The organism is Pseudomonas sp. ok266, from assembly GCF_900110195.1.
GTDB lineage: Bacteria > Pseudomonadota > Gammaproteobacteria > Pseudomonadales > Pseudomonadaceae > Aquipseudomonas > Aquipseudomonas neuropathica.
On sequence record NZ_FOCU01000027.1, the window covers coordinates 1 to 12,648 of the forward strand.

The 12,648-nt window shown below is 59.3% G+C and carries 9 protein-coding genes and 1 rRNA gene; 5 read left to right on the top strand and 5 right to left on the bottom strand.

The window, feature by feature from the left end:
- Positions 1 to 211: 211 nt before the first annotated feature.
- Both lapD and lapG read right to left on the bottom strand, forming a co-directional pair.
- Positions 212 to 2,158 (bottom strand): cyclic di-GMP receptor LapD, encoded by a 1,947-nt coding sequence (gene lapD / locus BMY54_RS29615; RefSeq protein WP_093442656.1) that lies wholly within the window; start codon positions 2,156 to 2,158, stop codon positions 212 to 214.
- A gap of 14 nt (positions 2,159 to 2,172) precedes the next feature.
- On the bottom strand, positions 2,173 to 2,865 hold the full coding sequence (lapG, locus tag BMY54_RS29620; RefSeq protein ID WP_007918984.1) for a cysteine protease LapG: 693 nt from the start codon (positions 2,863 to 2,865) through the stop codon (positions 2,173 to 2,175).
- A gap of 197 nt (positions 2,866 to 3,062) precedes the next feature.
- Between lapG and BMY54_RS29625 the strand changes: the two genes are divergently transcribed.
- Positions 3,063 to 3,773 carry a GntR family transcriptional regulator gene (locus BMY54_RS29625; protein ID WP_093442659.1) on the top strand — a complete coding sequence of 237 codons (711 nt, stop codon included), beginning with the start codon at positions 3,063 to 3,065 and terminating at the stop codon, positions 3,771 to 3,773.
- Positions 3,774 to 4,203: 430 nt separating this feature from the next.
- Here the strand turns inward: BMY54_RS29625 and BMY54_RS30725 are convergent, their stop codons facing one another.
- Positions 4,204 to 4,374 (bottom strand): hypothetical protein, encoded by a 171-nt coding sequence (locus BMY54_RS30725; RefSeq protein WP_175559688.1) that lies wholly within the window; start codon positions 4,372 to 4,374, stop codon positions 4,204 to 4,206.
- Positions 4,375 to 4,518: 144 nt separating this feature from the next.
- On the opposite strand from BMY54_RS30725, the gene BMY54_RS29630 reads away from it, so the two are divergent.
- From BMY54_RS29630 to BMY54_RS29645, 4 genes are read left to right on the top strand one after another with little or no spacing between them, the layout of a single operon-like run.
- Entirely contained in the window at positions 4,519 to 5,295 is a 777-nt protein-coding gene (locus BMY54_RS29630) for a DUF3050 domain-containing protein (RefSeq protein WP_093442663.1), read from the top strand.
- Complete coding sequence (locus BMY54_RS29635) at positions 5,292 to 6,221, top strand: diiron oxygenase (protein WP_093442666.1); 930 nt, start codon at positions 5,292 to 5,294, stop codon at positions 6,219 to 6,221. Before BMY54_RS29630 ends, BMY54_RS29635 begins: the two co-directional genes overlap by 4 nt.
- Positions 6,222 to 6,234: 13 nt before the next feature.
- Positions 6,235 to 9,627 (top strand): amino acid adenylation domain-containing protein, encoded by a 3,393-nt coding sequence (locus BMY54_RS29640; protein ID WP_093442669.1) that lies wholly within the window; start codon positions 6,235 to 6,237, stop codon positions 9,625 to 9,627.
- 21 nt (positions 9,628 to 9,648) lie between these two features.
- Positions 9,649 to 10,116 (top strand): SRPBCC family protein, encoded by a 468-nt coding sequence (locus BMY54_RS29645; protein WP_093442672.1) that lies wholly within the window; start codon positions 9,649 to 9,651, stop codon positions 10,114 to 10,116.
- Between the two features lie 147 nt (positions 10,117 to 10,263).
- Here BMY54_RS29645 and BMY54_RS29650 read toward each other — a convergent pair whose 3' ends face one another.
- Positions 10,264 to 12,144 (bottom strand): methyl-accepting chemotaxis protein, encoded by a 1,881-nt coding sequence (locus BMY54_RS29650; RefSeq protein WP_093442675.1) that lies wholly within the window; start codon positions 12,142 to 12,144, stop codon positions 10,264 to 10,266.
- A gap of 382 nt (positions 12,145 to 12,526) precedes the next feature.
- Positions 12,527 to 12,642: ribosomal RNA gene (rrf, locus tag BMY54_RS29655) — 5S ribosomal RNA — on the bottom strand.
- Positions 12,643 to 12,648: the final 6 nt, after the last annotated feature.

The following is a 12,648-nucleotide window of genomic DNA, read 5'->3' on the forward strand; positions in this document are numbered from 1 at the left end:
TTCACGTCGGCGTACTTCCCGAATATCCCCCAATCAGTCCCCGTGAGGGAGAGGGGCTGACCGAGGTGTCTGGCGCCATACATCGACCTGAGAAATCGAGTCGTTTATGGATTCAGCGGAGCTCTTTCACGTCGGCGTATTACATCAATATCCCACGATCAGTCCCCTCTCCCTCTGGGAGAGGGCTAGGGTGAGGGTGGCTTTTGCAATCTCACCGCCAAGGCCGAGGCTCACCAAACAACCGCCCCTGAACCCCATACAAGCCCATCTCGCGAATCACCGACAACTCCCCTTCCGTCTCGACCCGCTCGGCAATCAGCGGCAGATCAATGCTGTGCGCCGCACGCTGAATCGCCTCGATAAACAGACGCTTGTCACTCTCCTGATCAATCGCACGAATGTAACTGCCATCGATCTTCAAGTACGCCAGCCCCAGCCGCGCCAGGTTGCCGATCATGCTGAAGCGCCCACCAAAGCGTTGCAGGCTCAGAGAGAAACCGAGTTCGCGCAGGCGCCGGGTCAACTGCTCCAGCACCGCTTGTTCGGGCAATTGCTCCTCGCCGATTTCCAGGGTCAAACGCTCGCCCAAGTTGGAATGCGCACGCAGAATCTCGAAGACTTTGCTCAACGCCTGCGGGTCAGCCAGAGTCGCCGAGGACAAATTCAGCGCCAGCGAATCTTCGTGCTCTTTCATTTGCTCCAGCACGCGTTCGAGCATCAGGCGGTCAAGCCGTGCAGTCCAGCCGAAGCGTTCCAGCCAAGGCAGGAAGCGCCCGGCCGGGATGGTCTGGCCCTGATCATCGAGCAGGCGCGAGAGCACTTTGTAATGCAGCACCAGCTGCGTGTCTGCGGCGGCGACCACCGGCTGGAAATACAGCTCGAAACGCTGCTGACTCAAGGCCTGATCGAGCAAGCGATGCCAGGCATGGTGATCGTCGCCGACATCCGCCGTCAGGCTCTGATCGATGCACGCCCAATTCTGCTCGCCCTGACCTTCAGCTTGCGCCAGCGCCTGATCGCCGAGCGTCAGTACTTGTTGCGGTGAATCACCGTGGGTGAACGGCGCCAGGCCGATCGACGCCACGGCAGCCACATCGGTCGCCCCGGTGGCGTGCAGACTGCTCAAAGCGCTGTCGAGGTTCTGCGCCAGTTGCAGCGCTTCCTCACGAACCAGCCCCGGCGCCAGCACGGCAAACTCTCCGCCACGAATACGGGTGACGAGGTTTTGGGTTTCCGGGTATTTGGCGCATTCGCGGGACAGTTGCTCGCCAACTGCTTTCAGCAGTTCATCGGTGCGCTGGCCACCGAGACGCTGATTGAGCCCCGCCAGATCCTTGACCCGCAACAGCAGCAGATAACCGGAACTGGCCTGCTCCGGGTTGCTCACCCGGTTGTGCAACTGCATTTCGAAATAGCGCCGGTTGGCAAGCCCCGTGAGATTGTCCTGATAGGACTCGGCGCGCAGCTTTTCACTGCGTTCGGCCTGCTCCTGGAACAGCGCCTTGAGCTTCTCGACCATCTGGTTCATCGCCTGCACCACACGGCGCAACTCAGGTGTGCGCGGCAGTTCCGGCAGGCTGAGGAATTCGCGACGGGCGATGGCGTGGGACTGCTTGACCATGTAATCCAGCGGCTTCAACTGCCGGCGCAGCAGCAGCGCGCCGAGCACGGCACTGATCGCCCCGCAGATCAGCAGCCAGCCAAGGCTGCCCAACGCGCTCTGCCACAATTTGGCCACAGCAAACATCGGATGGCTGACCACCTCGACTCGCGCCGCCTGCTCCCAGCCACGGCTGACCAGCGCGTCGCCACCGGCCGGCTCCAGGCCGATCAGCTTGACGAACCAGTCCGGCACATTGGTGACGGCCGGAATGCCGTTGCGCTCAACAATCGTCTGGTCAGTCTTCAGATCGACCACGCGGATGCTCGCGTAATAACCGCTGTCGAAAATCGAGCTGACCAGCAACTCGACCATGGCCGGATCGTCGATATTCGGCGTCAGCGACAACGCCAGCGCCGTCGCGGCGTCCTGGGCGTGGGAACGCAACTGGTTGACGTACTGGGTGCGCGAGCTTTCCAGACTGACCATGAAGCTGCCGGTGAAGGCGACCACCAGGAACAGACAGATAGCGATCAACAGCTGTTTGAACAAAGACATCTGAGCGCATGCTCCTAGTTAGTCGTTTCGACCGGGAAACCTTCGGCCTGCATTTTCTTCAACACATCCTGCCAGCGTGACAGGCGTTTGGTGTCACCGACCTTCTTGTTGCCCTTGGCGCCCGGCAGGTACAACCCTTCAGCATTAAAAGAGTAGACCGGCAGCAAATCGGTTCGCTGCGACGCCGGCTGGATCGGGTCGATCAGGCTGTCGAGCACCAGAGGCATGGCATCGGGGGTGGCATAGTAAGTCAGGACCATGTGCGCGCGGTTCTGACGCAACGCCTTGACGTAGGTGATACGCAGCTTGTCACTGGAAACCCCAAGATGACGCAAGCTGAAATACTTGGCGATCGCATAGTCTTCGCAGTCGCCGGCGCCCTTCCACAGCGCCTCGATCGGCGTTTCCCAGTAATCGACCTCGTGCCACAGATCGATGTCCTCGACGTAGCGCACCTGTTTGTTGAAGAACAGGTTCACCACTTTGAGCTTTTCCATCTCGCTGACTTGTTTCTGCGTGGCCAACAGATTCTGCCAGGCATCAATGCGCTGCTGCCCGACACCCAGCGGCCCGTAGAGTGCCGTGGCTTTGCGGCTGATCGTGGAAAAATCCCAATCGGCATGCAGACCGCCCAGCATGACGCCGGCCAGCAGCAGTGCGCAGCCTAGCCAGCGCAGAGTCCGGGGGATCGCGAAACGTACCGCCACAGCAGGTTTCCAGGGGGCAGGAAGGAAAGCGTTTGATGGTGAAGCTTAGCCCGACAAAAAACAATGGCACCATGAGATCATACTCGGCACGCTAAACTTCAGTTGGCACAGCGATGTTTTACAAGGTTTGACAACCTGTAGAGCAATCACTAGTGTCATTTGGATCCAAACCAGGCCGACATACAGGGTGCGTAGTCGTGACACAGAAGCCCAAACCGTTGCACAGCATTAAAGTCGATGGACCGATTCCTGCTCATCTGGCCCGTTCGGTGATCGAAGAAACCCTGCGCTCAGCAATCCTCGACGGTCGTCTGCCCTGTGGCACGGCGCTGCGCCAGCAGGATCTGGCCGACCTTTTCGGTGTCAGCCGCATGCCGGTGCGCGAAGCGTTGCGCCAGCTCGAAGCCCAAGAACTGCTGAGCGTTACTACGCATAAAGGTGCAGTGGTTGCGCCATTGATTCAGGGTGATGCTACCGAAACCTACGAGCTGCGCATCCTGCTCGAATCCGAAGCCATGCGGCAATCGATTCCGCTGCTGACCGCTGCCGACCACGCACGCGCAGCCGGGTACATCGAAGAGCTCGAGGCGCAACACGACTACACGGAAATCGGCCGGCTCAACCGTTTGTTCCACATGGCCCTGTACAGCAAGGCGCCCAACCAACGCTTACTGCGACTGGTTGAAGACGGGCTCAACGAAGAAGAGCGTTTTCTGCGCTTCAACCTTGAGGCCATGGGCCTGGGCAAATTGTCCCAGGACGATCACCGGGCGATGTTGCAAGCCGTGCAGGATCGCGACACTGAGCTGTCGATCAAACTCCTCGAGCAGCACCTCAATCGCGGTGTCGAAGTGATTACCCGTTATCTCGCTACCCCTGCCGCGCAAAACCGCCAAGCTGCGCGCTGAGCGCGCACTGCCCCGCGAATCACCCGCTTACAAATCCCCAAGCGATCCGCCAGCCCTCTGCTGGGCGGATCCACATGTCCGCTCTAACCTCCTTGCGCCGTTCAGTCCGATATTTGCACGTTGCCGCTGATGAATCGGTCATAGCCGTGGCGCAAATTTACCCGCACTCTTGAGCCGCCACCCCATAAAGAACGGGCGACGCGCCGCCCTGCCGGCGCAGTCCCCGCACCAGGAACCTACGGAAGGAGCCTTGCCACGGGAAAAAGGAAGTCATGGCGCGGGGTCACGGCCAACTTCCGCCCCTTTTAAATCATTCAATTCTTATTACTGGAAAGTTGCTTCGAGTGAGGCATTCACTCTTCTTGAGCAATTTTGGCCGTTATTCGCCGAAAGGAGCAACTACGCCCAAATAAAACTTTACCTGAAAGTTTTATTGGAACAACTCAACTTCAAAAAACAGCAAACTTAAAATAATTAAAAATATACTTGTTAAACACTTTGTCGGTGTATTAGCTTTTCTTCGCCAAGTTTTAACTTCACCCTTCACTTCGGCAGCAGCCCAATGCCTGCGGTACAGCAGCAGCGCTTGATGGGCAGACATGAAGCCATGTCAAAGGTATATCGATCCGCACTTACCTATCAGGAAGGAAGGCTGTCGTCCGCCGACAGGAAACAAGTAAGTCGTAGTTTCATTGATTGCGCAGTTGCAGAGCAGTTCCATTTAATATCAACGATAAAGGACATCATGATGCCCACTAAGCACCAACTCGCCCTGAAGAAAGCCGAACTTAGCATTCACCCGATCTTTGCCGAGATCACGTCGTTATCGGTGTTGCGTCGCTTCATGGAAACCCATGTATTTGCCGTGTGGGACTTCATGTCGCTGACCAAACGCCTGCAGCAGGAGCTGACCTGCACCCGACTACCGTGGTTGCCGCCGCGCGATCCTCTCGCCGCCCGACTGATCAACGAGATCGTTCTCGGCGAAGAGTCGGATAATCGCCTGGCCGAAGGGCATTACAGCCATTTTGAGCTGTACCTGGACGCAATGCGCGAAATCGGCGCGAGTACCCAAGCCGTGGAGCGCTTTGTCGCCCTGCAACAGGAAGGCGTGAGCTATGACGTCGCGCTGCAAAGCGTCGAGGTTGATCCGGCCGCCGCGCAGTTTGTCCGCGACACCTTGCGCACCGCCCTGCATGCACCGGGACACAGCGTGGCGGCGGCGTTTCTGCATGGTCGCGAGAGCGTGATCCCGACCATGTTCCAGCGCATTCTTGACGACTGGGGCATCGGTATCGAACAGGCGCCGACCTTTCGCTATTACCTGGAACGGCACATCGAGGTCGACTCCGAAGACCACGGCCCGGCGGCCGAACACCTGCTCGAGCGCCTGGTCAACGGCGACCCGCAACGTGAAGCCGAGGTCTACGCCAGCGCCATTGCCGCCGTGGAAAGCCGTATCGCCTTGTGGGACGGCCTGCGCGTAAGCATGCGCGAGCCGTTGGCAGAGGTGACCCAATGAACGCTGCTGACTATCAATCCTTTGCCGACGCCTGGGAGAACCGCGCGACCATCCGCACCCGTCCGCGACGCGTACTCGAAGACGATGAACGGCTGATCTATCCGCTCAGCCGCCAGCCGCTGGTGCTCAGCGAAACTTTCCTGCGCGAGTGCCCGCAGCAGCGTGATTTCGTCTTGGTGCAGACGCTGTACAAATTCATCAACGACGTGGTGATTTTCGAGACCGAGATCGTCGACAAGACCGCGCGCAGCATCGCCAAGAATCGCTTCGCCGTGGCCTTCCCGTTTGCCTGTCGTTACGACGCGATGACCGTGGTGGTCGACGAGGATTACCACGCCCTCGTGGCGATGGATTTCATGCAGCAAACGGTGGCGATGACCGGCATCGAACCGATTCAGCTCCCCGATGAAATCGAACTGAGCCGGGCGATTCCTGCGGCAGTAGCGCTGGCGCCAGAGCACCTGCGCAGCGCGGTCGAATTGATCTGCGTGGCCATCGCCGAAAACACCGTGACCGGTGATGTCGCGGCGTTCGCACGCGACGACACGGTCAAGCCGTCGATCAAAGGCCTGATGGCCGATCACTTGCTCGATGAAGGTCGCCATTCGAGTTTCTGGGCGCGGATGGTGCGCATCTATTGGCACACCGCCAACGCCGAGGATCGCGAAACCATCGCGCAGATTCTGCCGGTGTTCATCGGCCATTACCTGACCAACGACATCCAGAAAGCCTTCGACCTGCGCCTGATCGACGCACTGCCGGTCAGCGAGACCACGCGCCGTTCGCTCAGGGACGAGATGGCCGGGCTGGCATTCCCGATCAATCGCCATCACCCGCTGGTGGGCAACATCGTCAAGTTCTTCCACAACAGCTCGCTGCTCGATGCGCCCTGCGTGCAGCACGCGCTGCGCGACTATCTGGTTTGATGAGGAGGCCGATATGAAACGTCTCGACATTTTGCTGATTGGCACCAGCCAGGCGATGACCGACCTGGCGCAGGAACTGGAACAACACGGTCACTCCTTGCAGCGCAGCGCTGCCGGTGCATCGACGGTGGATCTGATCATCGACGATGGTTTTATCGGCGCCGGCGATTTCTGCTCGATCCCGCACCTGCATCTGCGTTTGGGTGTCGGCGTGCAGAGCCCTGCCGGTTTGCCGACACTCGATTTGCTGTGTTTCCTTGGCTCGTCACTGATCAGCCGCGTACCGATTGGCGATGAGCCGTCCGGCAATGGGCAGGCGCTGCGGCAACGGGTGCTGACGCAGGTGGTCGATGAAGTGGCGTTGCTGGTCAGCCGCTTCTCCCGTGATGCTGACTATCTGCAGCTGGCCGCGTCAGTGACTGCGCCGGATTTCGAGAGAATGGAAAACCTGCTGTTCCTCGACAACCTGGCTTACGTCCATCACCGCAACGACACGGCCAATCCCGCATTGCTGGAAGAGGCGCAGATCCCGGTGATCGAGCGCCTGCAACGAAGCTTGATCCACCACGCTGAACGCCCGGCGCTGCACATCGCCGAACAGTCGATCAGCTATCGCCAACTGCACGCTCACAGCCGTGCGATTCAACAGCGCTTGCTGCCGTTGCTCGAGCAACAGCCAAAACCGTGGGTGGTCGGCATCTGCCTGCCAAAAAGCCCGGCGTTGTTTGCCTCGATTCTGGCGATCCTCGGCAGCGGCGCGGTGTATCTGCCGCTGGAGCCGAGTCATCCGTTACAGCGTCAGCAATACATTCTGCAAAACGCCGGTGCGTTGCTGTTGTTGCATGACGGCGAGCATCCGCTCAGCGCATCCATGGCGGGGCTGGACGTCAGCCGCATCGACAACTCAGAGGCAGATCTCAGCCAACCGTTGATGCGCCGCCGCCCCGAACTTGATGCACCGTGCATGGCGCTCTACACCTCGGGCACCACCGGGCATCCGAAAGGCGTGTTGCTCAGTCAGGCCAACCTCGCGCACTTTACCGAGTGGTACGCCGATTACGTGCAATTGCGTGCCGAGAGTCGGGTCTTGCAGTTCTCGTCGCTGAGCTTCGATTCGTCACTGATCGACATCTTCCCGACCCTGCTGGAAGGTGCCGAACTAGTGGTGCCGGACGACACGCAACGACGAGATCCATTGCAACTGGTCGCGTTGATCCGCCGCCGACACCTGACCCACGCATTCCTGCCACCGGCGCTGTTGAGCATCCTGCCGCTGGAGCAACTGGAAGGCGTGCAAGTGATGACCGGCGGCGATGTCTGCGAGCCGTTTGTCATTGAGCAACTCACCCGCCAAGGCACACTGCACAACCTTTACGGCCCGACCGAAGCCACCGTACTGATCACCGCGCGCCAACTCAAACCGGGCGACAGTAACCGTACCCTCGGGGCACCAATCGCCAACAGCCAAGTGCTGATTCTCGATGACGATTTGCAACCGGTGGCGGAGCACACCGTCGGCGAATTGTTCATCGTCGGCCCCGGTGTTTGCCTCGGTTATCTGAACAATCCGCAGCAGACCGCCGAGCGTTATCTGACCCTGCAATTACCGGACGGCCAAACGCTGCGCGCCTACCGCAGCGGCGACATGGCCAGGTGGGGCGAGCACGGTATCGAACTGTGCGGGCGGCGCGACAATCAGGTAAAAATCCGTGGCTTCCGGGTCGAGCCGGAAGAGATCGAGCGCTGCCTGCGCGAGAGCCAGTTGTACCGGCAAATGGCGGTGGTGATCGACAGTCAGCGGCGCATTCTCGCGTTCCTCGCACAAGCGCAATCGGACACCGCACGCGACGCGCTGAAAGCCCACGCCAGACAGTTTTTGCCGGACTACATGCAACCGGTGGCGTGGACCGAGCTGGCGAGCATGCCGTTCGCCAGCAACGGCAAAGTCGATCGCAAAGCACTGCTGGAACTGCCAGTGAGCGTGCAGGGCAACGCGCCGAAATGCCTGCCGGTGAATGCCGATGAAGCGCTGTTGCTGGAGATCTGGGCGGAGTTGCTGGAGCTGCCGAGCAGCGACATTTCCACCGACGAAAGCTTCTTCAATCTCGGTGGCCACTCGATTCTGCTCTCGCGCATGTTGCTGCGTTTGCGTGAGGAGTTCGGGCGTAGCATTTCGATCAATCGCTTCATCGAACTGCCGACCATCATCAAACTGGCAACGCTGGTACGCGGCACCGATGACAGCGCCGTACTCAGCGCCCAGGCCATGGCCGACGCCGAGCGTGCACTGGAAATCGAGCCACTGCCGATCAGCCGCATGGGTGATGTGCATAAAGTCATCGTCACCGGCGCCAATAGCTTTGTCGGCGTGCACATCGTCGAGGCGCTGCTCGGTTGGGGTGCCACCGAAGTAGCGTGTCTGGTGCGCGACGGCGGCGGCAAAACGGCGGCGCAACGCTTTGCCGAGTCACTGCGTGAAAACCGCCTGGAGCATCTGGACCTGAGTCGCGTGCGGGTTTACGCGGCGGATATTACGCGTCCGCAGTTGGGCCTGAATGACGACGACTATCAGCGCCTGGATCGCGAGTTCGGCGCACTGGTGCACAACGCCGCTAACGTCAATCACGTACTCGATTACGAGTCGCTGGCGGCGGACAACGTCGAACCGATTTTCGCCCTGCTGCGCTTGTGCGAAGGGCAGAGCAAAAAGGTTTTCAATTTCGTCTCGACACTGTCGGCCTCAAGCACGGTCGACGACGCGGGACGGGTGCTGGAACTGCCCGCCGCGCCGACGCCACCGATCTACATCCGCAACGGTTACAACCTGTCGAAATGGGTCGGCGAGCGCATCCTCGAACGAGCGCGGGAGCGCGGCGTCCGGGTCAATCTGTATCGCCCCGGCAATATCAGTTTCAACAGCTTGAGCGGCGTTTGTCAGCCGCACAAAAACCGTTTGATGCTGATGCTCAAAGGCTCGATTCAGCTCGGCCAGGTACCGGCCTTCGCGCTGAATTTTGACCTGATGCCGGTGGACTTTCTCGCCCGCTTCATCGCCTTCCACGCCAGCCGTTATTCGCCCGACCGCGCGGTGTTCAACCTGCATAACCCCGAGCCTTTGAGCTGGGACGCCTACGTCACTTCGTTCCGCGAAACCGGCAGCGAGTTCGCGCTGGTCAGCGTCGCCGACTGGCAGCAGCAACTAAACCGCGTCGATGCCGACAACGCGCTGTTCGGCGTGCTCGGTTTCTACCTCAACGGCTTCGAAGAAGACATCGGCGACATCTCCCTGATTGGTCATGCCAACGCTGAGGCCGGCGTGCAGCTGATGGGCGCGCACTACCCGCAGAAATCCCCGGCGCTGCTGCGTCGTGGCTGCGATTACCTGAAAGAAATCAACTTCATCTGATCCAACAAAAGGAGCAACACCATGAGCACTTTGCAACCCGATACCCTGATCAAAAACCCGCATGGCTGCCACGTAGTGTCTTCGGTAGAAGTGCCGGCAGACACGGCGCAGGTCTGGGCGGTGGTCGGCGATTTCGGCGGATTCGACCGTTTCATTCCGGCGCTGTCGCACATCGAAACAATCGGCGAGGGCGTGTCCTCGCTGCGCAAGAAATGCTTCAAGGATGGCAACGTGGTAGTCGAGCAACTCAACTCCCGCGATGAGCACGCGCGGAGCATGACCTGGACGACGATTTACAACACGTTGGGGGTGGCGAATCTGTGGGCGGCGATGAATGTCGAATCGCTGGGCGCGGGTAAGTCTCGGGCGACGTGGACGATCATTGCCGAGCCGGCTGCGGGCGGTGAAGAGGCACTGCCAGGGTTCAAGGATTTTGTGCAGGGGTTTGCGGATGATGCGATGGGGAATGTGCTGAAGCTGTTTGTTTAAGGCTTCGGCTTTGCGGTGAATGTCAGACCGCTTTCGCGAGCAGGCTCGCTCCCACATTTTGATTGCATTCCTTCTGTAGGAATGCGGTCAATCTGTGGGAGCGAGCTTGCTCGCGAAGAACGATAACGCGGTCTCCAATCTGAATAATCAGATTTTGAAGCTGTCGACCAATTGCTTCAGACGGTTAGCCTGCTGCGACAAAGCATCACAATCCTTCAACGTCTCGTTGAGGTTAGCCACGCTCTGCTGATTCAGCAGGTTGATCTGGTTAACGTCGACGTTGAGGGTTTCCACAACCGCGGTCTGCTCTTCAGTGGCCGCGGCTACAGATTGGTTCATGCCGTCGATTTCACCGATGCGCTGAGTCACGCTGACCAGACGCAAACCGGCCTGATTGGCCACTTCCACGCTCTGCTCGCTGGACACCTGACTGGCGTTCATCGTGGTCACCGCTTCCCGCGAACCAATCTGCAACGACGTGATCATTTTGTGGATCTCTTCCGCCGACTCCTGGGTGCGATGGGCAAGGTTTCGCACCTCGTCCGCCACCACGGCAAAACCACGTCCGGCTTCACCGGCACGCGCCGCTTCGATCGCGGCGTTAAGTGCCAACAGGTTGGTCTGTTGCGAAATCCCTTTGATCACATCGAGGATGTGGCCGATGTTGTCGGTGCTGGCGTTCAGGGTTTCGATCTGCGTGCACGACAGGCTGATCTTCTGCGACAACTCGGTCATCGCTTGAATCGTCTGCTCGACCACCTGACGCCCGTCATCGGCCTGCTCGCTGGCGCCGCTGGCGTGCTGCGAAGCATCGGCGGCGTTGCGCGCAATTTCCTGTGTGGCGGCACCCAGTTCGTTGATCGCCGCAGCGACGCTGTTGGTGCGCGCGCTTTGCTCGTCAGAACCGACGATCGAGGCGTTGGACGATGCCATCACCCGTTGCGACAAGTCATGCACATGACGGGTGGCGGAAGACACTTCGGAAATCGACGCGTGAATACGCTCAACGAACTGGTTGAACGCGCTGCCCAATTCACCGAACTCGTCTTTGCTCTCGACCACCAGGCGGCGGGTCAGGTCGCCTTCGCCCTGAGCGATATCCTGCATCGCACGGCCCATGGTGGTCAGCGGACGCATCAACACATTGATCAACAGGCTCAGCAGCAAGGCAATGGCCGCCACGGCCACGAACATCGCAATCAGTGCCGAGGTGCGGAATTGGCTGAGTGCTGCGTAGGCCTTGTCGCGGTCGATCGACAGACCGATGTACCACTGCGCATTCGGCAGATCGCTGACCGGGGTAAACGACAGAATACGTTCCTGACCGTTGAGCACCACGTTCTGGTTGCCCTTCTCGATGCGTACGCTGGTGTTTGGGTAGATGTCTTTCAGGTTTTTCATGACCTGATCCTTGTCCGGGCTAACGATCACCTGACCGTCGGCGCTAACCAGGAATGCATGGCCGAGGCCACCGAAGTCCACCGAGTTGATGATCTTCACCAGGGTTTCCAGGCTCAGGTCACCCCCGACGACGCCGAGCAGTTCACCGTTCTTTTTCACCGGCATGGCGATGGTCACCACCAGCCCGCCGACAGCAGCCATGTACGGCGGCGTCAGCATGGTTTTGTCAGCTACCACGGCCTGCTTGTACCAAGGGCGCTGACGCGGGTCATAGCCGTCCGGCATCTTCGCGTCAGGACGCTGGGTGAACACACCGTTGGCCTGACCGACGTAGGTGAACTGGAAGTTCGAGGTGAAGGCCGGTTGATCGACCAGGCCCGGGAAGTCCGCGTCCTTACCCTGATGGGCAACGTTCTGCGCGAGGTTTTCCAGCACCAGGATCCGCCCGCTCATCCAGTTCTGCACGCTGCTGGCGGTCAGATCACCGGCCTGCTGCACGGAAGACTGGAGGTTCTGGCGAATGGTGTTTCGCTGCAGATAGTCGTTGTAGAGGGTGAACAGCGCGAACGCCAGGACCACGACGCCCGAGGCGGCCAACAGGATTTTATGGCTGAACTTGAGATTCATTTCATGGGACTTCTTATGCCAAAAGTGGGGATGCGTTCCGGATGCAACATTCCATGTACAGTGCAGGCAGCGTTCTACTAGCCGCTCTACTTTGGTGCACGCATGTCTCACCAGTCTGTCGGCACGTGTCGGAGAAATCTTAGGGCCATACAGGAAATGGATGGTATTTCTGCCAGATTCCCGCCCAACGGCGTGCCAGAGCGTTCGCCACGGTGTTTCCGGAGCAACGTTCCGGCGGCAGTTTCAAATCCTGCAACTCTTTTTCCTGTGCATAAAAAAGCCAGCCCCTGATGTCTCAGGGGCCGGCTTTGTCGTTTCTTTATCTGATCCTGAAATGACAAAACCCCCGTCCGCGTTAGCAGACAGGGGTTTCGGAATTCAATCTTGACGATGACCTACTCTCACATGGGGAAACCCCACACTACCATCGGCGATGCATCGTTTCACTTCTGAGTTCGGGATGGGATCAGGTGGTTCCAACGCTCTATGGTCGTCAAGAAATTC